Source organism: Pseudomonas sp. YuFO20 (genome assembly GCF_035064975.1).
In the GTDB taxonomy this organism is placed as follows: Bacteria; Pseudomonadota; Gammaproteobacteria; order Pseudomonadales; family Pseudomonadaceae; genus Aquipseudomonas; species Aquipseudomonas putida_AE.
In genome coordinates this window covers 1-20524 of record NZ_JAXDEO010000080.1, presented here as the reverse complement: position 1 = coordinate 20524, position 20524 = coordinate 1, and the positions used below count along the sequence as shown (strand labels likewise).

The 20524-nt window shown below is 60.3% G+C and carries 16 protein-coding genes, 1 tRNA gene and 2 pseudogenes; 12 read left to right on the top strand and 7 right to left on the bottom strand.

Annotated features, from left to right (window positions below; translation table 11 throughout):
* Window positions 1–50: 50 nt before the first annotated feature.
* Together folK and folB are read right to left on the bottom strand one after the other, a co-directional pair.
* A complete protein-coding gene (gene folK, locus SOP85_RS28235; RefSeq protein ID WP_323608538.1) occupies window positions 51–569 on the bottom strand; it encodes a 2-amino-4-hydroxy-6-hydroxymethyldihydropteridine diphosphokinase in 519 nt (172 codons plus the stop codon).
* Window positions 560–916 carry a dihydroneopterin aldolase gene (folB, locus tag SOP85_RS28230; RefSeq protein ID WP_008051601.1) on the bottom strand — a complete coding sequence of 119 codons (357 nt, stop codon included), beginning with the start codon at window positions 914–916 and terminating at the stop codon, window positions 560–562. Before folB ends, folK begins: the two co-directional genes overlap by 10 nt.
* A gap of 74 nt (window positions 917–990) precedes the next feature.
* On the opposite strand from folB, the gene plsY reads away from it, so the two are divergent.
* Window positions 991–1560, top strand: coding sequence for a glycerol-3-phosphate 1-O-acyltransferase PlsY (gene plsY, locus SOP85_RS28225; protein ID WP_323608539.1), 570 nt, complete (start codon window positions 991–993; stop codon window positions 1558–1560).
* A gap of 23 nt (window positions 1561–1583) precedes the next feature.
* Here the strand turns inward: plsY and tsaD are convergent, their stop codons facing one another.
* Window positions 1584–2609: a tRNA (adenosine(37)-N6)-threonylcarbamoyltransferase complex transferase subunit TsaD gene (gene tsaD / locus SOP85_RS28220; protein WP_274077731.1), complete on the bottom strand. Its 1026-nt coding sequence runs from the start codon at window positions 2607–2609 to the stop codon at window positions 1584–1586.
* Window positions 2610–2808: 199 nt separating this feature from the next.
* Between tsaD and rpsU the strand changes: the two genes are divergently transcribed.
* The 5 genes from rpsU to SOP85_RS28195 all read left to right on the top strand — a co-directional run bounded on the left by rpsU (window position 2809) and on the right by SOP85_RS28195 (window position 11346).
* Complete coding sequence (rpsU, locus tag SOP85_RS28215) at window positions 2809–3024, top strand: 30S ribosomal protein S21 (RefSeq protein ID WP_002551877.1); 216 nt, start codon at window positions 2809–2811, stop codon at window positions 3022–3024.
* Window positions 3025–3504: 480 nt separating this feature from the next.
* Entirely contained in the window at window positions 3505–5472 is a 1968-nt protein-coding gene (gene dnaG, locus SOP85_RS28210; RefSeq protein ID WP_274077732.1) for a DNA primase, read from the top strand.
* A 67-nt stretch (window positions 5473–5539) separates the two neighbouring features.
* The gene (gene rpoD, locus SOP85_RS28205; protein WP_274077733.1) at window positions 5540–7387 is read left to right on the top strand and encodes an RNA polymerase sigma factor RpoD; all 1848 of its coding nucleotides are present in this window, start codon (window positions 5540–5542) and stop codon (window positions 7385–7387) included.
* Between the two features lie 122 nt (window positions 7388–7509).
* Window positions 7510–11256 carry a bifunctional diguanylate cyclase/phosphodiesterase gene (locus SOP85_RS28200; RefSeq protein ID WP_323628998.1) on the top strand — a complete coding sequence of 1249 codons (3747 nt, stop codon included), beginning with the start codon at window positions 7510–7512 and terminating at the stop codon, window positions 11254–11256.
* 13 nt (window positions 11257–11269) lie between these two features.
* Window positions 11270–11346, top strand: a tRNA-Ile gene (locus SOP85_RS28195).
* A gap of 72 nt (window positions 11347–11418) precedes the next feature.
* Here the strand turns inward: SOP85_RS28195 and SOP85_RS28190 are convergent.
* The 4 genes and pseudogenes from SOP85_RS28190 to SOP85_RS28175 form a co-directional block, all read right to left on the bottom strand.
* Window positions 11419–11722: pseudogene (locus SOP85_RS28190) on the bottom strand (XRE family transcriptional regulator).
* Window positions 11715–11904, bottom strand: a pseudogene (locus tag SOP85_RS28185) (type II toxin-antitoxin system RelE/ParE family toxin); the annotation flags it as partial. The pseudogenes SOP85_RS28190 and SOP85_RS28185, both read right to left, overlap by 8 nt.
* A gap of 10 nt (window positions 11905–11914) precedes the next feature.
* Window positions 11915–12556 carry a site-2 protease family protein gene (locus SOP85_RS28180; RefSeq protein WP_323628996.1) on the bottom strand — a complete coding sequence of 214 codons (642 nt, stop codon included), beginning with the start codon at window positions 12554–12556 and terminating at the stop codon, window positions 11915–11917.
* A gap of 74 nt (window positions 12557–12630) precedes the next feature.
* The gene (locus tag SOP85_RS28175) at window positions 12631–13284 is read right to left on the bottom strand and encodes a hypothetical protein (protein WP_323628995.1); all 654 of its coding nucleotides are present in this window, start codon (window positions 13282–13284) and stop codon (window positions 12631–12633) included.
* A gap of 218 nt (window positions 13285–13502) precedes the next feature.
* Between SOP85_RS28175 and SOP85_RS28170 the strand changes: the two genes are divergently transcribed.
* The 6 genes from SOP85_RS28170 to pqqB all read left to right on the top strand — a co-directional run bounded on the left by SOP85_RS28170 (window position 13503) and on the right by pqqB (window position 20439).
* Window positions 13503–13964, top strand: a complete 462-nt coding sequence (locus tag SOP85_RS28170; RefSeq protein ID WP_274077737.1) for an Lrp/AsnC family transcriptional regulator — start codon at window positions 13503–13505, stop codon at window positions 13962–13964.
* 288 nt (window positions 13965–14252) lie between these two features.
* A complete protein-coding gene (locus SOP85_RS28165; RefSeq protein ID WP_274077738.1) occupies window positions 14253–15935 on the top strand; it encodes a flavin monoamine oxidase family protein in 1683 nt (560 codons plus the stop codon).
* A 12-nt stretch (window positions 15936–15947) separates the two neighbouring features.
* Window positions 15948–16742 carry a carbon-nitrogen hydrolase family protein gene (locus tag SOP85_RS28160; protein ID WP_323628994.1) on the top strand — a complete coding sequence of 265 codons (795 nt, stop codon included), beginning with the start codon at window positions 15948–15950 and terminating at the stop codon, window positions 16740–16742.
* A gap of 48 nt (window positions 16743–16790) precedes the next feature.
* On the top strand, window positions 16791–19214 hold the full coding sequence (pqqF, locus tag SOP85_RS28155) for a pyrroloquinoline quinone biosynthesis protein PqqF (RefSeq protein ID WP_323628993.1): 2424 nt from the start codon (window positions 16791–16793) through the stop codon (window positions 19212–19214).
* A gap of 158 nt (window positions 19215–19372) precedes the next feature.
* Window positions 19373–19447, top strand: coding sequence for a pyrroloquinoline quinone precursor peptide PqqA (gene pqqA / locus SOP85_RS28150; protein WP_003444522.1), 75 nt, complete (start codon window positions 19373–19375; stop codon window positions 19445–19447).
* An 80-nt stretch (window positions 19448–19527) separates the two neighbouring features.
* On the top strand, window positions 19528–20439 hold the full coding sequence (gene pqqB / locus SOP85_RS28145; protein ID WP_323628990.1) for a pyrroloquinoline quinone biosynthesis protein PqqB: 912 nt from the start codon (window positions 19528–19530) through the stop codon (window positions 20437–20439).
* The last annotated feature ends 85 nt before the right edge of the window (window positions 20440–20524 follow it).

The following is a 20524-nucleotide window of genomic DNA, read 5'->3' as shown; positions in this document are numbered from 1 at the left end:
AGGAATATGCGTTTCCATGTAGGAGCTGCCGCAGGCTGCGATCTTTTGCTTTAAAGCAAATCGGACGGGGTTAATGGCTGCCCACGCCACTCAAATGCCACCGGCGCAAGCACTTGATCAATCTGCGCTTCGGCCCACAACGCGGCGAAACTTTTACCTACACCCGGGTGCACGCGATCCGGCGCAATCAGCGACAACGGCCACAATACAAAGGCATTTTTAAGAATTTCCGCCCTCGGCAGTACCAGGCCATCGAAGTTGCCCACCAGGTCACCGTACAGCAACACGTCGATATCCAGAGGCAAACCTCGGCGATCAGGCGCGTAACGCCCATTATCGGCCTCAATGAACTTTAATCGGCGATCCAGCTCCATCAGCGGCAAGTCGGTACAGGCCGACACCACGAAATTGAAGAACGGCCCGCTCTTGATCCCCACTGGCTGGCTTTCGAAGACCGCCGAGCAACGCATATCCACCAAAAAACCCGCCAGTGCTTCCAGGCCGGCCTGCAAATGGGTTTCGCGCTCGATATTGCTGCCGAGCCCGAGATATACCTGAGTCAGCGACATCCGCGCTCGATCTCCACGCCCACGCCACCGGTAGCGGCAGGAACCGCGCCTGGCTTGGTCAGTTTGAGGCGCATCCAGGTGATCTTGAATTCGCTCATCAGCACTTCAACCAGCCGCTCGGCAAAGGTCTCGACCAGCTGGAACTGCGCCTGCTCGGCAAAGGCCTGGATGCGCGACGAAACGCTCGCGTAATCCAGCGCCAGGGTCAGGTCATCGCCAGCGGCGGCCGGACGATTATCCCAGGCGAAACTCAGGTCAAGCCGCAAGCACTGTCGGATGCCTCGCTCCCAGTCATAAGCACCGATCACGGTGTCGACTTCCAGGCCCTCGATAAACACTCTGTCCAAGCACTTTTCTCCGCTACACGACAAGGGCGCAATGCGCCGTTAGAATCAGGGCGTCCTCGCCCGGAATAGTTAGCATGTTTTGGTTACTGGCGACCCTCGCCTACCTGCTCGGCTCTCTGTCCTTCGCCATTTTGCTCAGCCGCCTGACCGGTACCCCCGATCCGCGAATGAGTGGCTCGGGCAATGCCGGCGCCACCAACATGTTGCGCCTGGCCGGCAAGAAACTCGCCATTCTGACCCTGCTCGGCGACCTCTGCAAAGGCCTGTTGCCCGTACTGATCGCCAGCCTCGCAGGCCTGTCACTGCAGGATCAGGCCTGGATCGGCGTTTGCGCCGTTATCGGTCACCTGTTCCCGCTGTACTTCCGCTTTCGCGGTGGCAAGGGTGTCGCCACCGCTGCCGGCATGCTGCTGGGGCTGTACCCGCCAGCAGCCTTGATGGCGGTCTGCGCCTGGCTGCTGACGTTCTACCTGACCCGTACCAGCTCGCTGGCCGCCTTGATCGCCACGCCCCTGACCCTGCCACTGCTGGCCTGGCAAGAGCCGGCAGCGCTGCTGCCCATGTGCGCCCTGACCGCAATGATCGTCTGGCGCCACCGGGGCAATCTACGCGACCTGTTTGCCGGGCGCGAACGGCATTTTTAGCAGCCAGCCATGAGCGCCGCTCATCACAGGGGCGACAACTGCTCCATCGGCCACCGCGCCTGCACACTGATCGCCAGGCTTTCCTGCTGGCCAGCCTGCAGGCGCTGGCAACCGGCAAACGCAATCATGGCGCCGTTATCGGTGCAGAACTGCGGACGGGCGTAAAAAACATCGCCCTTCAGGTCGCCGAGCATTTTTTCCAGGGAGGAGCGAAGCGCCTTGTTGGCACTGACGCCTCCAGCGATCACCAGGCGCTTCATGCCAGCCGCTTTCAGGGCGCGCTTGCACTTGATGGTCAAAGTCTCCACCACGGCCTGCTGGAACGCCAGCGAGATGTCGCAACGGGCTTGCTCACCGTCGTCTCCGGCACTCACACACTGCTGCCAGGTGTTCAGGGCGAAGGTTTTCAAGCCGCTGAAGCTGAAATCCAAGCCAGGGCGGTCGCACATCGGACGCGGGAAGACGAAACGTCCTGCAACGCCCTGCTCGGCCAGGCGAGCGATTTCCGGGCCACCCGGATAATTGAGCCCCATCATCTTCGCAGTCTTGTCGAAGGCCTCGCCTGCGGCGTCATCCAGCGTTTCGCCCAGCAGCGTGTACTGACCGATTCCGTCGACCTGAACCAACTGTGTATGACCGCCCGACACCAACAAAGCGACGAACGGAAATTCCGGCGGTTGCGACTCCAGCATCGGCGCCAGCAGGTGGCCTTCCATATGGTGCACGCCCAGCGCTGGAATGCCCCAGGCAAAGGCCAGCGCCTGGGCACAGGAAGCACCCACCAGCAATGCACCGACCAGGCCGGGGCCCGCGGTATAAGCGATGGCGTCGATCTCGGTCGGCACGCAGTCGGCTTCGGCCAACACCTGACGAATCAAGGGCAGCATGCGCTTGACGTGGTCACGCGAGGCCAGCTCCGGCACTACGCCACCATAGGCGCGGTGCAGGTCGATCTGGCTGAACAGCGCGTCGGCCAACAGACCGCGTTCACTGTCGTAAAGCGCGACACCGGTTTCGTCGCAAGAGGTTTCTAATCCCAGTACTAGCATGGGTTTGCGCCTTGTTTAGGCTGAATTCGAAGGCGCGCATAATAGTCGCCGCGTGATGCCCCGACCAGCGGTTTTCGATCAGAGGCTTTGCATTCCGTGCGATGAGGGGTTAACATCCGCAACCCTTAAAAACCGACGTCTTCAAGTGCTCTTTTGCCGCGAGGATGTTGACCCCGGTAATGAATGAAGGTAGCTCTGGATGCCAGCCGTCAAAGTAAAAGAGAACGAACCCTTCGACGTAGCTCTGCGTCGTTTCAAGCGCTCCTGCGAAAAAGCCGGTGTACTGGCTGAAGTTCGTAGCCGCGAATTTTACGAGAAGCCAACTTCTGAGCGTAAGCGCAAAGCAGCAGCCGCTGTTAAGCGTCACGCCAAGAAAGTTCAGCGCGAACAGCGCCGCGCCGTTCGCCTGTACTAATACACAGACGATCGTAGCAAGCTTCTGCCAAGCCCGGCTTCACGCCGGGCTAATGGCATTTGCGTAAAACGCTTGATGCTTCACCGTCGAAGCCGCAGACGCGACCGAGACAAATCTGCTTCACTGCGTCAGACCTGGCTCTTTTGCCAGCGGTGCACGTCTTTTCTGACGAGCCTTTCAAGGCTACTGACGAGCACACCCACTGATTCCTCTCACGACGATCAGCCCAAGGCACCTGTTTGCGTGCCGAAAAAGAGCTATCCGAGACCCTTGACGGGCGCAGCCGGATTCAGCGCAACACTTTCAAACAGTCGAATACTGATGAGTAGTAACGTCAGTGGATTTTCGGCAGATACACTTCCCGACAGCGATTATGCAGGCGATACCGGTCGAGCAGCACATTTTGCGTGCCTCAAGCAATGACCCGCGCTCAGCTACCCTTCGCTTCGGTTCCTTTTCAGCGCAGACGACGAGAACGCCATGGCCGGGCTGATTCCCCAGAGCTTCATTGACGACCTTCTGAACCGCACCGACATCGTCGACGTGGTCAGCTCGCGCCTGCAACTGAAAAAGGCCGGCAAGAACCATACGGCCTGTTGCCCGTTCCACAAAGAGAAAACACCCTCTTTCAGCGTGAGCCCCGACAAGCAGTTCTATTACTGTTTCGGCTGCGGCGCTGGCGGTAACGCCCTGGGTTTCATCATGGACCACGACAACCTGGACTTCCCCCAGGCTGTCGAAGAACTGGCCAAGGCCGCCGGGATGGAAATCCCCCGGGAAGAAAGCGGGCGCCCGCACAAGCCGCGCCAGCCCACCGATTCGCCGCTGTACCCGTTGCTTACGGCCGCCGCCGACTTCTATCGCCAGGCCCTGAAAAGCCATCCGGCGCGCAAAGCCGCAGTGGACTACCTGAAAGGTCGCGGGCTGACCGGTGAAATCGCCCGGGACTTCGGCCTCGGTTTTGCGCCACCTGGCTGGGACAACCTGTTCAAGCACTTGAGCAGCGACACCCTGCAACAAAAAGCCATGATCGATGCCGGCCTGCTGATCGAAAACGCTGAAACCGGCAAGCGCTACGACCGCTTTCGTGATCGCGTGATGTTCCCGATCCGCGACAGTCGCGGGCGCATCATCGCGTTTGGCGGCCGAGTGCTGGGCGACGACAAGCCCAAGTACCTCAACTCGCCGGAGACCCCGGTCTTCCATAAAGGCCAGGAACTCTACGGCCTGTACGAAGCGCGCAAGAACAACCGCAACCTCGACGAAATCATCGTCGTCGAGGGCTACATGGACGTCATCGCCCTAGCCCAGCAAGGCTTGCGCAATGCCGTCGCGACCCTGGGCACCGCCACCAGCGAAGAGCACATGAAACGGCTGTTTCGCGTCGTGCCCAGCGTGCTGTTCTGCTTCGACGGCGACCAGGCCGGCCGCAACGCCGCCTGGCGAGCTCTCGAAGCCACGCTGTCGAGCCTGCAGGATGGCCGTCGCGCGCGATTCCTGTTCCTGCCCGAAGGCGAAGACCCGGACACCCTGGTCCGCTCCGAAGGCACCGACGCCTTCCGCGCACGCATCAACCAGCACGCGCAGCCATTGGCCGATTATTTTTTCCAGCAACTGACGGAAGAAGCCGACCCGCGCTCACTCGAAGGCAAGGCCCACATGGCCACCCTGGCAGCACCGCTGATCGACAAAGTGCCAGGGGCCAACCTGCGCATCCTGATGCGCCAGCGCCTCAGCGAAATCACCGGCCTGAGCGGGGAAGCCGTCAGTCAGCTGGTGCAAAGCGCCCCGCAAGAAGCGCCACCGGCCTACGATCCGGGCATCGATTACGACGCGATGCCCGACTACAGCGACTATCATCAGCCGCAATCGCAGGAAATGTACGTACCGCAGCAGGAATGGACGCCGAAGAAACCCGGCGCAGGCGGCAAGAAATGGGACAAGAAGCCGTGGGACAAGAACGGCAAGCGGGGTGGTGATCGCGATCAACCCCGCGCGCCCAGGGTGCCAGCGGCCGTAGAGCCACCGACGCTCGCCGCGTTGCGCACGCTGCTTCACCACCCGCAACTGGCCGAAAAAGTCGAGGATGCCGGGCATTTTGCCGCCGAGGACCACACCAACACGCAACTGCTGGTGGCGCTGCTCGAAGCCGTACAGAAGAATCCCAAGCTAAACTCATTTCAGTTGATTGCGCGCTGGCACGGCACGGAGCAAGGACGTTTGCTCAAGGCGCTGGCGGAAAAGGAATGGCTGATTGACGGAGATAACCTTGAACAACAGTTTTTCGACACCATTACTAGCTTGTCAGCCCGCCAACGCGAGCGAAATCTGGAACAACTGCTCAGGAAAGCCCGACAAAGCGAGCTGAGCACAGAAGAGAAAAACCAACTGCGCGACCTATTAAGTCGCAATGTTTCCGCATCAAGCCCGACCTCAACTGGCGCGTGAGGTCATAGCTCAGGTATAATCCTCGGCTTGTTTTTTGCCCGCCAAGACCTTCAGTGGATAGGGTGTTATGTCCGGAAAAGCGCAACAGCAGTCTCGTATCAAAGAGTTGATCACACTTGGTCGTGAGCAGGGCTACCTGACTTACGCGGAGGTCAACGACCACCTGCCGGAGGATATTTCAGATCCGGAACAGGTGGAAGACATCATCCGCATGATCAACGACATGGGGATCAACGTATTCGAGGTTGCGCCAGATAAGGATTCCCTTATGCTGGCCGACGCCGATACCGACGAAGCCGCGGCCGAAGAGGCAGCTGCTGCGTTGGCAGCGGTCGAGACCGACATTGGTCGCACTACCGACCCGGTGCGCATGTACATGCGCGAAATGGGTACGGTCGAGCTCCTCACTCGTGAAGGCGAAATCGAAATCGCCAAACGTATTGAAGAGGGCATCCGTGAAGTGATGAGCGCAATCGCGCACTTCCCTGGCACGGTTGATCATATTCTCTCCGAATACACTCGCGTCACCACCGAAGGTGGCCGCTTGTCCGACGTCCTGAGCGGTTATATCGACCCGGACGATGGTATTGCGCCGCCTGCGGCGGAAGTACCGCCGCCGATCGACGCAAAGGCCGCGAAAGCGGATGACGATGCCGAAGACGATGACGCCGAAGCTTCCGATGACGAAGAAGAAGCCGAAAGCGGTCCGGATCCGATCATCGCCGCCCAGCGTTTTGGCGCTGTCGCCGATCAGATGGAAATCACCCGCAAGGCGCTGAAAAAGCACGGTCGCCACAACAAGCTGGCAATTGCCGAGCTGTTGGCACTGGCCGAACTGTTCATGCCGATCAAACTGGTTCCGAAGCAATTCGAAGGCCTGGTCGAGCGTGTGCGCAGTGCCCTGGATCGTCTGCGTCAGCAAGAGCGTGCAATCATGCAGCTCTGCGTTCGTGATGCGCGCATGCCGCGTGCCGACTTCCTGCGCCAGTTCCCGGGCAACGAAGTCGACGAAAGCTGGTCTGACGCACTGGCCAAAGGCAAGAGCAAATACGCCGAAGCCATTGGTCGCCTGCAGCCGGACATCATTCGTTGCCAGCAGAAGCTGACCGCGCTGGAAACCGAAACCGGTTTGACGATCGCCGAGATCAAGGACATCAACCGTCGCATGTCGATCGGTGAGGCCAAGGCCCGCCGCGCGAAGAAAGAGATGGTCGAAGCGAACTTGCGTCTGGTGATCTCCATCGCCAAGAAGTACACCAACCGTGGCCTGCAATTCCTCGATCTGATCCAGGAAGGCAACATCGGCCTGATGAAAGCGGTAGACAAGTTCGAATACCGTCGCGGCTACAAGTTCTCGACTTATGCCACCTGGTGGATCCGTCAGGCGATCACTCGCTCGATCGCCGACCAGGCCCGCACCATCCGTATTCCGGTGCACATGATCGAGACGATCAACAAGCTCAACCGCATTTCCCGCCAGATGCTGCAGGAAATGGGTCGCGAACCGACCCCGGAAGAGCTGGGCGAACGCATGGAAATGCCTGAGGACAAGATCCGCAAGGTATTGAAGATCGCTAAAGAGCCGATCTCCATGGAAACCCCGATCGGTGATGACGAAGACTCCCATCTGGGTGACTTCATCGAAGACTCGACGATGCAGTCGCCAATCGATGTCGCGACCGTTGAGAGCCTCAAGGAAGCGACTCGCGAAGTGCTGTCCGGCCTCACTGCCCGTGAAGCCAAGGTACTGCGCATGCGCTTCGGAATCGACATGAATACCGACCACACCCTCGAGGAGGTTGGTAAGCAGTTCGACGTGACCCGTGAACGGATTCGTCAGATCGAAGCCAAGGCGCTGCGCAAGCTGCGCCATCCGACGAGAAGCGAGCACTTGCGCTCCTTCCTCGACGAGTGACACCAGAACCCCCGGCCCAGGCCGGGGGTTTTGTTTTGTGCAGATTAAATCCCCCGCACCACCCCACCCGCCGTTTTGCCCGTCTACACTCGAAACATTCCCCGAGCCATAACGAGACCGTTATGCCCAGACTGCCGACCGTGTTTTTTTTGCTGTCGCTGATTTCCTGGACCGCAACGGCTGGCGCGCTGACTCTAACCGACGAAGAACGTAGCTGGCTTGCGGCCCACCCGGACCTGCGCCTGGGTGTCGATGCGTCCTGGCCCCCCTTTGAGTTTCGCGACGACCAGGGGCGTTACCAGGGCCTTGCGGCAGACTATATCGACCTGATTCGCGAGCGACTGGCCATCAAGCTCACACCCATCGAGCCCGTGAGCTGGACGGTCGTGCTGGACCAGGCCAAACAAGGCAAGCTGGACCTTTTGCCGGGCATCATGTCGACCCCGGAACGCCAGGCCTACCTGTCATTCACCCGCCCCTACCTGGATTTCCCGATCGTCATCCTGGCGCATGTCGGAGGCGCCCAGCCGCGTAAACTCAAAGACCTGTACGGGCTGAAAATCGCCGTGGTGGAAAACTACGCCCCCCACGAACTGTTGCGTACCCACAATCCCGATCTGAACCTGGTGGCGATGCCCAACGTCAGTTCAGCCTTGCAGGCGCTGGCCACCGATGAAGTGGACGCCGTGGTAGGCGATCTCGCCTCCAGCATCTGGAGTTTGCGCCAGCTCAAGCTCGACGGGCTGTATGTCAGCGGCGAAACCCCCTACCGCTATCAGTTGGCCATGGGCGTACCACGGGACAACAAGATGCTGGTCGGCATCCTGGATAAAGTCCTGGCCGACATGTCGCCTGCTGAAATCAGCTCGATCCAGGAGCACTGGGTGGGCAACGTTCTCGATCATCGAACATTCTGGTCCGATCTGCTGATCTACGGCCTGCCTGGGCTACTGCTGCTGATCCTCGTGCTGGCTGGAGTGATCCGCGTCAACCGTCGCTTGAGTTCGGAAATCGCCCGCAGGGTTGATCTGGAGCAGGAACTGCGCAGCAGCGAATACCATTACCGCGGGCTGGTGGAGAGTCTGTCGGCCATCGCCTGGGAAGCGCGGATGAGCGACTTCACCTACAGCTATGTGTCGCCCCACGCCGAAGACCTGCTCGGTTACCCCCTGTCCCACTGGTTGATCCCCGGCTTCTGGCGCAACATCATCCACCCCGCCGACCTCACCCGCGCGCAGAGCTTCTGCGACCACGAAGTGCTGGCCGGGCGAGACCACAGCCTCGATTACCGTGTCATCACCGCTGACGGGCGTTGCTTGTGGGTCCGCGACATCGTCAGCCTGATCGAACACGGTCATGAGCCGGTGATGCGCGGCCTGATGATCGACATCAGCGAAACCAAGCGCACCGAAGAAGCCCTGCGCCAGTCTGAACAGAAGTTCGCTTCGGTATTCCAGCAATGCCCGGACATCCTCGTGATCGCACGCCTCAGCGACGGCTGCCTGCTGGAGGTCAACGAGGCGTTCGAAGAACAGATCGGCCTCAGGGCCGAGGACGTTATCGGCCAGACCGCCACCAACCTCAACATCTGGGGCATCCCGGGCGTCGGGCCCGGGCTGCTGCAGCGCTTGCAGGCCGGCAGCATCCGCAACCTGGAGATGCCCTTTCGCCGCAGCAATGGCCAAGTGTTCACCGGCCTGATCTCTGCCGAACCGTTCGACCTCGACACGACCCCGGCGCTGGTAGTCGTGGTGCGCGACATCACCCAGCTCAAGGAAACCCAGCAACAACTGCAAACCTCCGAAGAGAAATTCGCCAAGGCGTTCCACGCCTCGCCGGACGGCCTGTTGCTGTCCCGGCAAAGCGATGGCCTGCTGATCGAGGTCAACGAGGGCTTCAGCCGCATTACCGGTTTCAACAGCGCAATGTCCGTGGATCGCTCGGCTCTGGACCTGGGGATCTGGGTCAACCTCAACGAACGTAAACAAATGCTCGACCTGTTGCACCGGGACGGTTTCGTCCGAGACTTCAGCTGCCATATCCGCCGCAGCGACGGGCAGATCCGCCTCTGCGAGGTCTCCAGTCGTCCGCTGCCAATCGGTGACGATGACTGCATGCTGACCATTGCCCGGGACATCACCGAGCGCCACCTGATGCAGGAAAAACTGCAACAGGCCGCCACGGTATTCGAGAGCACCGCAGAAGGCGTGCTGATCACCGATACCCAGCAGCACATCAGCGCAGTCAACCGTGCCTTTAGCGAAATCACCGGCTACAGCGAAAGCGAAGCACTGGGCCATACCCCGCGCCTGCTTGCCTCGGGCCTGCATGACAGCGCGTTCTACGCCGCCATGTGGCATCAACTGACCGCCGAAGGTCATTGGCAAGGCGAGATTTCCAACCGACGCAAGAATGGCGAACTCTATCCGAGCTGGCTGACCATCAGCGCCGTGCGCAATCGCGAAAATTTCATCACCCACTTCGTGGCCGTGTTCGCCGACATTTCCAGCCTCAAACACGCCCAGGCCAAACTCGACTACCAGGCTCACCACGACCCGCTGACCGGCCTGCCCAACCGCACGCTGTTCGAGAGCCGTTTACTCAACGCCCTCAATCACCAGAAGGAAAACGGCGGCCAGGGGGCGGTGCTGTTCCTCGATCTGGACCGTTTCAAGCACATCAACGACAGCCTCGGCCACCCGGTCGGCGATCTGTTGCTCAAGGGCATTGCCGTGCGCCTCAAGGACCAGTTGCGCGACATCGACACCGTCGCGCGCCTGGGCGGCGACGAATTCATCATCCTGCTCCCCGGCCTGCAGCAAGCCAGCGACGCCGACAACATCGCCACCAAGCTGCTCAACTGCTTTACCGCGCCGTTCCAGGCCGGCGAACATGAGTTTTTCATCAGTTCCAGCATCGGCACGAGCCTGTACCCCAAGGACGGCTGCGACGTGGCCACGCTGATCAAGAATGCCGATGCGGCGATGTACCGCTCCAAGGCCAAGGGCCGCAACCGTGTCGAAAGCTATACCTTCGACCTCACCGCCCAGGCCAGCGAGCGCGTGGCGCTGGAGCACGAACTGCGCCGCGCCATCGAGCGCAATGAACTGCACCTGTGCTACCAACCCAAGATCAGCCTCGAGGACTATCGCCTGGTGGGCGCCGAAGCGCTGATTCGCTGGCGTCATCCGACCTTTGGCGACGTACCGCCCGAACATTTCATTTCGCTTGCCGAAGAAAACGGCATGATCCTGCAGATCGGCGACTGGGTTCTCGAGACCGCATGCCGGCAGATGTTTGAATGGAACCAGATGTACGAAGGCCTCGGCCCGCTGTCGGTCAACCTCGCCGGTGCCCAGCTGCGCCAACCAAACCTGCTGGGGCGCATCGAGCAGCTGCTCAAGGACAACCGCCTCAACCCCGGCTACCTGCAACTGGAAATCACCGAAAACTTCATCATGAGCCAGGCCGAAGAAGCGCTGGCGGTGCTGCACCAACTCAAGCACCTGGGCGTGCAACTGGCGATCGACGACTTCGGCACCGGCTACTCCTCGCTGAGCTACCTCAAGCGCCTGCCGCTGGACATTCTCAAGATCGACCAATCCTTCGTCCGCGGCCTGCCGGATGACCCCCACGACGCCGCGATCGTGCGCGCCATCATCGCCCTCGGCCGCAGCATGCAATTCACGGTCATCGCCGAGGGCGTCGAAACCCAGGCGCAGCAGCAATTCCTGGCCGCCGAAGGCTGTGAGCAGATCCAGGGCTACATCGTCAGCCTGCCCCTGCCCCCCGACGAATTTGCCGCAACGTTCCTTCGTACAGTAGTTTCAGATTTTTCGGATAGCACAGCCGCGAAACCATCGCTATAATCCGCGACCAATGGGGCCTATAGCTCAGTTGGTCAGAGCAGAGGACTCATAATCCTTTGGTCCACGGTTCAAGTCCGTGTGGGCCCACCAAACAAGAAAGCCGCGCAATGCGCGGCTTTTGCGTATCTGAAGGGTTCGAATCAGTCGCCATTGTCTAATCGCTCAGTTGGCAAAGTTCTCGATCTTTACCTGACCTTCCGGGAAGGTGGCAATGATTTCCAACTCGCCACCCATTGCGCGGATGTAGTTGCGCAAAGTACTGATGTACATGTCTGTACGCCGCTCCATCTTGGATATCGCCGCCTGGTTGACATGAAGTGTTTTGGCTAGCGAGTCCTGACTCAACGCTTGCGCCTGGCAACTCGTGCAATGGCATTTGAGCTCGCAGCTTCTGATGCAAAGCCTCGACACGCGATTGAGACTCTGGAGCTCGACGCGCCACCAAATCAGCAAATTTTTTAGCCATTTTCATAGCCCTCTTTCTTCAATGTTTCCAAGTGCTCGTCGAAGATACGCTCGGCTAGCGCCACATGGTCCGTATACCAACGCTCCTGGCCGGTTTTATCACCCCCGATCAGCAGAATCGCGCAGCGCCGTCCCGAACGCGTACAGCACACGGTACGGCCTGCCAGCGTGTTGGACCCTAACGCAGGCCTATTCAAATATGTAACACGGGTATCGCCTGCACCGCCCGCAGCCGCTCAAGCATCTGCCCCGTCAACACGACCTCATACGTATCCGCCGCCCGCCCCCACTGCTCGACGATAACCATGCCGCCCACCAAGGCCGCTGCCAGTTCGGTAATGGTCCCGGACAGTTCTTCCACGATGTCTTGAGTCCGCTGCCACGCGCGATCCGTCAGAATTTTAAGTTCAGCGGTTATGCGCTCGGACGCCGCCGGATCGGTCTCGGGATAAAGCAAATTGCGCAGTAGATGCTGCAGCTCCCTGATCTTTGCGTAATCCTGCTCCGCCCCCTGCTCTCCCTTGAGGATGGCTGTGGCTTTCGACTTGTCGACGCGTTGCCCGGCTGAAGATTTTGCAGGCAGTGTCTGCGCCATTGCGCCAGCCAGAAGGACGATCATCCGGGCCTCCAGATGTTGCTTCATGGCCTCGATCGAAGAAATCGCCCGCACCAGGCTAACGGACGCCCCGCCGTGATGCCGTAAGTCCATGGTCACTGTCAGGCTCACGCTGCCCGTGGCAAAACCCAAGGCACGGGCGACGACGTAGTGGCCCATTTCGTGATGGGCAATCTCCCAGGCACGAGCCCGTACAGCAGGAGGCATTTTCTTCGACATGACCTGTCCCTCGTGTCACGACCACAATTGAGCTGTCATACATCACAGACCAAATGCGGACTCCGGGTCAATCATCAAAACCTGAATCGAACCAGGGTTCGCCAGAGGTTTTTCCACACCGAGCGTTTGTGTTTCTTCCAGTTGCGTTCCCACCATTCATCTTCATTCACCGCGCGCGCCTCGATGTCGCTGCCTGTCACCGCCGCTGCGTGCTGGCGAAACAGCATGGGAAATACACAATGTTGTTTGATCTGCCGTTTGAACAGGACATCGACTGGTACTCCGACGTAGGGAGTTTGGGCCAGCACCCTGCAGCCTTCGCGGGAGAGGATGTAGGCGTGCAGTGCCACCACGTTGCCGCGGGCAATGAACGGGAACCATGTCAGCCACGTACGACCCATGCTGTACCCCAGGTGCAACGCCTCAAACCTGTTACGGCGAATGAACCGGTTCACCCAACGCACCTGTATCGGATGAAGCCCATAGGGCTTGGCATCGTCCTCGAAGATCAATACCCGCTGCCAACCTTCGGCCAGGACTTTTCTGGCCAGTGCCTGATGTGATTCGTAACAGCCTCGGATCGGTTCGCTGTTGCGCTGGGCAATGAAGAACTCGATCGGGTTTGAAATGAGCGTTGCGACGGTGCTTCGGAACAGTTGCCGCCGGTCATGGCGCTCACTCAAGGATATGCAGTACACCTGATCAACATCGAACGAGACCTTTTCCATTCGCCCCTGGCACCTTAAGACCTCTCCGCGACCCGACGCCACGGAAAGAATCAATGATCGGCAAGGGGGTCCTGCCACGTATGTCAGACACGTCCTGAAATGGCGTTGGCTTTTCTGATCGATATCCCCCACGGTCAGCAGGATGTTGGCGTCGCGAGCGCTGCGGGGGATGTGCCTGTAACATGCCTGCACATTGATCCAAGCCGCTGGAGACCGCCTTGCCTGACATTCGCCCGCCCGTTCTCGACGAAATCGACCGTCAGCTGATTGCGGCCCTGCAGATCAACGCCCGCGAAAGCGTGGCCATGCTCGCCCGGCAACTGGGCATCGCGCGCACCACCGTCACGTCGCGCCTGGCGCGGCTGGAAAAAGCCAAGGTCATCACCGGCTACGGCGTGCGGCTCGGCCAGCGCGTGGTGGATGGCGGGCTGCAGGCGTATGTGGGGATTACCGTGCAGCCGCGTTCCGGCAAGGAGGTGTTGCGGCGCCTGAGTGCGATGGCCCAGGTGCAGCAGTTGTGTGCGGTGAGTGGAGAATTTGATTATGTGGCCTGGTTGCGCAGCGATTCGCCGGAGCAGCTGGATGAGTTGCTGGATCAGATTGGCAGTGTGGATGGGGTGGAGAAGACCACGACGTCGATCATCTTGAGCAGCAAGATTGATCGGGGGCAGCCGGTTTAAGATTTTTCCGGTGGTTATGGCTGTCTGGCTGGCCTGCAAAGAACCTGTAGGAGCTGGCTTGCCAGCGAAGGCGTCCGGACCATCAACACAAGATTCAAAGGCCTCATCGCTGGCAAGCCAGCTCCTACAGTGGTCAGTGTGCGCAGTTATCTCGTCATACTGATCAGTAATCTGGCAAAACGACGACACTTTGCGTCTTATTAACGTGTTCGGTGCTCTCTAGAATGGCTGGCATCTTTTCCTATACTCAGATGCGCATTCCGCGTCGGGTCGCCAGCAAGGTCAGCCATGAACAAGAACAATCGCCATCCTGCAGACGGTAAAAAACCGATCACCATTTTCGGTCCGGACTTTCCTTTCGCCTTCGACGACTGGATCGAACACCCGGCCGGCCTGGGCAGCATTCCCGAGCACCATCACGGTGCCGAAGTGGCGATTGTCGGCGCCGGTATCGCCGGGCTGGTGGCCGCATACGAGTTGATGAAGCTGGGTCTCAAGCCCGTGGTCTATGAGGCCTCGAAACTGGGCGGGCGCCTGCGCTCCCAGGCGTTCAATGGCACCGACGGCATCGTCGCCGAGTTGGGCGGCATGCGCTTTCCGGTATCGTCCACCGCGTTCTATCACTATGTCGACAAGCTGAACCTTGAAACCAAACCCTTCCCCAACCCGCTGACACCGGCCTCCGGCAGCACTGTCATCGACCTGGAAGGCAAGACCCATTACGCACAGAAACTGGCGGATCTTCCTGCACTGTTCCAGGAAGTCGCCGACGCCTGGGCCGATGCCCTGGAAGCGGGTTCGCAGTTCGCCGATATCCAGCAGGCCATCCGCGACCGCGACGTGCCGCGCCTCAAGGAGCTGTGGAACACCCTCGTGCCGTTGTGGGACGACCGCACCTTCTACGATTTCGTGGCCACCTCCGAAGCCTTCGCCAAGCTGTCGTTCCATCACCGTGAAGTGTTCGGCCAGGTCGGTTTCGGTACCGGTGGTTGGGACTCGGACTTCCCCAACTCGATGCTGGAAATCTTCCGCGTGGTGATGACCAACTGCGACGATCACCAGCATCTGGTGGTCGGCGGCGTCGAACAGGTACCACAGGGCATCTGGCGCCATGTCCCGGAACGCTGCGTGCACTGGCCCCAGGGTACCAGCCTCAAGTCGTTGCACAGCGGCGCGCCACGTTCTGGCGTGAAGAAAATCGCCCACGCGCCGGACGGCCGTTTTGCGGTCACCGACAACAACGGCGACACCCGCGAATACGCCGCGGTGCTGACCACCTGCCAGAGCTGGCTGCTGACCACCCAGATCGAATGCGACGAAACCCTGTTCTCGCAGAAGATGTGGATGGCCCTGGACCGCACCCGTTACATGCAGTCGTCGAAAACCTTCGTGATGGTCGACCGCCCGTTCTGGAAGGACAAGGATCCGGAAACCGGCCGCGACCTGATGAGCATGACCCTGACCGATCGCCTGACCCGCGGCACCTACCTGTTCGACAACGGCGACGACAAGCCCGGGGTGATTTGCCTGTCCTATTCGTGGATGAGCGATGCGCTGAAAATGCTCCCGCACCCGGTGGAAAAACGCGTGAAGCTGGCGCTGGATGCGCTGAAAAAAATCTACCCGAAAGTCGACATCGCCGCGCGCATCATCGGCGATCCGATCACCGTGTCCTGGGAAGCCGACCCGCATTTCCTCGGCGCCTTCAAGGGTGCCCTGCCCGGCCACTATCGCTACAACCAGCGCATGTACGCGCATTTCATGCAGGACGACATGCCGGCCGAACAGCGCGGGATTTTCATCGCCGGCGACGACGTTTCGTGGACCCCGGCCTGGGTCGAAGGCGCGGTACAGACCTCGCTCAATGCGGTGTGGGGCATCATGAAACACTTCGGCGGTGCAACTCACGCCGAGAATCCGGGTCCAGGAGATGTGTTCAACGAAATCGGCCCGATCGCCCTGCCCGAGTAAGAGGAATCCGAAATGCGCGTAGCCCTTTACCAATGTCCACCGTTGCCCCTGGATGTCGCCGGCAACCTTCAGCGTCTGCATCAGCTGGCGCTGGAGGCAAAGGGCGCCGACTTGCTGGTACTGCCGGAGATGTTCCTGACCGGCTACAACATCGGCGTCGATGCCGTCAGCGTGCTGGCGGAGGTACACAACGGTGAATCGGCGCAACAGATCGCGCGCATTGCCAAGACCGCCGGGATAGCCATCCTGTATGGCTATCCCGAACGCTGCGAAGACGGACAAATCTACAATGCCGTGCAACTGATCGACGCCCATGGCGAGCGCCTGTGCAATTACCGCAAGACGCACCTGTTCGGTGACCTCGACCGTTCGATGTTCAGCGCCGGCTCGGACGACTTCCCCATCGTTGAACTCAATGGCTGGAAGCTCGGCTTCCTGATCTGCTACGACCTCGAGTTCCCGGAAAATACCCGCCGCCTGGCCCTGGCCGGCGCCGAACTGATCCTGGTACCGACGGCCAACATGATCCCGTTCGACTTCATCGCTGACGTTACCGTCCGCGCCCGGGCCTACGAGAATCAGTGCTACGTGGCTTATGCCAACTATTGTGGGAGCGAAGGCGATATCCACTACTGTGGCCAAAGCAGCATCGCGGCACCGGATGGCAGCCGCATTGCCCAGGCGGGACTCGATGAGGCGCTGATTGTCGGTGAGCTGGACCGCCAGTTGATGCTCGACTCCCGCGCAGCCAATCGCTACCTGATCGATCGCCGTCCAGAGCTTTACGGCGCGCTGAACAAGCGCTGAGCCACCGTTATCCGCTAGCATTGGCACTTCTCTGTCCTGGAAGTGCTCATGCCTGCGCTGAATCCCCCTCGCCCCCACACTGAAACCCTGGCCAACGGCTTGCGGGTGACGCTGCGTCATGCCCCGGATTTGAAGCGCTGCGCGGCGGCGTTGCGGGTTGCCGCTGGCAGCCATGATGTGCCGTTGGCCTGGCCGGGCCTGGCGCACTTTCTCGAACACCTGCTGTTTCTCGGCACCGAGCGTTTTGCCGCCGACCAAGGGTTGATGGCCTTCGTCCAGCGCTACGGCGGCCAGGTGAATGCGCAAACCTGCGAACGCAGCACCGATTACTTTTTCGAGTTGCCACCCCAGGCGTTTGCCCAAGGCCTGGAGCGGTTGGCGGACATGCTCGCCCATCCGCGCATGAAGCTGGATGACCAGCACCGGGAACGGGAAGTGCTGCACGCGGAGTTCATCGCCTGGTCCCAGGATGCCGCGGCGCAGCAGCAACTGGCACTGATGGACGGGCTTAGCGACACTCATCCGTTGCGCGGTTTTCATGCCGGCAACCGCGGCAGCCTGCCGGTGCCGCAACCCGAGTTCCAGCAGGCCTTGCAGGATTTTTACCAGCGCTATTACCAGACCGGACAAATGACCTTGAGCCTTGCCGGCCCCCAGAGCCTTGATGAATTGAGGCTGTTGGCCGAAGCGTTCGGCAACGTCATTGCCAATGGCGAGAAGGTCCCGCAACAAGCCCCGACGCCGCTGATGGCAGGCGCGAGCAATAGTTATCAACAGGTCGGCGAGCATCGGCTGGACCTGCTGTTTGCCCTTGAAGCACTGCCCGACTCATCCGCCGAAGCGCTGGGCTTTCTGTGCCATTGGCTGAACACCGCGAAATCCGGTGGGCTGCTGGCTGAACTGCGCAAACAGGGCCGAGTTGAAAACCTCAAGGCGCGCGCCCTGTACCAATTCGCCGAACAAGCCTTGCTGCACATTGAGTTCACCCTGCCCGCCAATGCTTTGGCGAGCGAGATTGGCGAGCAATTGCGGGACTGGCTGAGCTTTTTCGCCCAACAGGACTGGCGCGGGTTACGCGAGGAATACGCGGCGCTGCGCCAGCGCCAGACAAGTAGTGCCTTGCAACTGGCTCGTCAGGACATCGAAGAGCGCGAAGTAGACTTATCCGAAGTCGGTGTTGCCGCCCTCAAGGTCATTCTGGAAAAAATCGGCGCTGTGGATAACTTCAACGGCCCGTGGCAACTCCCCGCGCCCAATCCGTTCCTGCGCACCGAAGCTGCGCCTCCAGGGGCCGGCTTGATTCGCGGACAAACCAGCGCCCACCGGGGCCTGCGCACCTTTGCCCATGACCGCTCACGCAGCCGCCGCGAACGTTCGCCGATGCAGTTCAGCCAGGCGCTACCGGAAAACGGCGCTGAAGCTGCGCTGTACCTGCGCTGGCGCCTGGACGCGGCCCCCGGCACCAGCCTTCAATCGCGCCTGGAAAACACCCTGCAAGCGCTGCGTGAAGACGCAAGTGAAGCCGGCGTGGATTTTTCCTTCGCTGCGTCGGGCAATCAATGGCTGTTGAAAATGACCGGCCTGCAAGCGCCAATGCCGTCCATACTCGAACACGCGCTGAACCTGCTGACCCAGCCTGATGCAGCGTCGGCATCGCCATCACCGGCCCGCCCCGCCCTGATGCCGATTCGACAGCTACTCAAGGTGCTGCCCGATCACTGCCTTGAGCCATCGGTTGAATCCGACAACTTGGCACAACTGTGGTCGAGCGCTCGCTGGACTGGCCTGGCGAGCGGTTTTTCTGCGCAGACTCAGGCGGCCATGGGCCTGGCTTTGAGCCGCGTGCCGGGCACAGCGGATACGCAACAGGCACCGGCACCGTTGATTCATTCCCAGCACCTATGGAGCAGCGTCGAGACCAACTCCAGCGAACACGCGCTGTTACTGTTCTGTCCGACAGCCACCCAGGATCTGGCCGACGAAGCCGCCTGGTGGTTGCTCGCCCATCTCTGTCAGACGCCGTTCTATCAGCGCCTGCGGGTGGAGCTGCAACTGGGCTACGCGGTGTTCAGTGCCCTGCGACAGATCCACGGGCAGACCGGGCTGCTGCTGGGTGTGCAATCGCCGAATGTGGCCGCTGCGGAGCTCTTGCAACATATCGAACAATTCCTGAACGGGTTGCCGGCGCTGATCCAGGCCCTCGACGAAAGCGCCTTCATCAGCCAGCGCCAGACCCTGGCCGATCAGTTTTCCAACGCCGCCCTGCCAACAAGCCAAGCCGCCGAATTGCTCTGGCAGGGTAAATTGGCCGGCCGCCCGTCGGATTATCTGACGCAGTTACCCCTGGCCATACTCCTGACCGACCGCGGCGCACTGCTGGCCGCGATCCAGCGCCTGAACCGGGCCGAAGGCGGCTGGCGCTGCCTGGCGAACAACCCTGCACCCGGAGCGCCCTGGCAAGCGACAAAATGATCATTACCCAGACGGTAAGGAGCTTTTTCAAAGTTTCACGGGCAATCCCTGTGAAATTTTGAGTAACATAGCAGCCTAACTATTTGGAACATCTCTGACTGGAGGTGGACTATACATATAGATAGCGCTGTCCAACCTTACCTGAAGGAGTTCAACTGATGGCCTGGACCAAACCGGCTTACACCGACCTGCGAATCGGCTTCGAAGTCACCATGTACTTCGCAAGCCGTTGATCTCTGCCCTGGCAGAATGCAGCACAACGCCTCGGTTATCCGAGGCGTTTTATTTTCAGCGTTGAAATGATGGAGCGCCCATGTTTGTCCAGATCCTAGGTTCCGCCGCTGGCGGTGGTTTTCCCCAGTGGAACTGCAATTGCGAGAACTGCGCAGGTTTTCGCAACGGCAGCCTGCGGGCCCAGGCGCGCACCCAATCGTCCATCGCGATTTCCGATGACGGCGTGAACTGGGTGCTGTGCAACACTTCCCCGGACATCCGTGCCCAGCTGCAAAGCTTCGCGCCCATGCAACCGGGGCGTGCCCTGCGTGATACCGGAATCAGCGCGATCATCCTGATGGACAGCCAGATCGACCACACCACCGGCCTGCTCATGTTGCGTGAAGGTTGCCCGCATCAGGTCTGGTGCACCGACATGGTCCACGAAGACCTGAGCACCGGCTTCCCGCTGTTCAACATGTTGACCCACTGGAACGGCGGCCTGAGCTGGAACCGCATCGAGCTCGACCAGAGCTTCAGCGTTCCGGCCTGCCCGAACCTGCGTTTCACCCCGCTGCCCCTGCGCAGCGCTGCGCCGCCCTACTCGCCGCATCGCTTCGACCCGCATCCGGGCGACAACATCGGCCTGATCGTCGAAGACCTCAATACCGGAGGCAAACTGTTCTATGCACCGGGCCTGGGCAAAGTCGACGCGCCGCTGCTGGAGATCATGGCCGCCAGCGATTGCCTGCTGGTGGACGGCACGCTGTGGGACGACGACGAAATGCAGCGCCGTGGTGTCGGCACCCGTACCGGCCGGGAGATGGGCCACTTGGCGCAGAACGGCCCTGGCGGCATGCTCGAAGTGCTGGAGCAGCTGCCAACGCAGCGCAAGGTACTTATCCACATCAACAACACCAATCCGATTCTCGATGAGGATTCACCGCAGCGGGCGGAGCTGGATTGGCGTGAAGTTGAAGTGGCGTATGACGGCATGAGTATTGTGCTGTAACTGACGGCCCCTTCGCTGGCAAGCCAGCTCCTACAGTGACCGCGTACCCCTGTAGGAGCTGGCTTGCCAGCGAAAGGGCCAGACC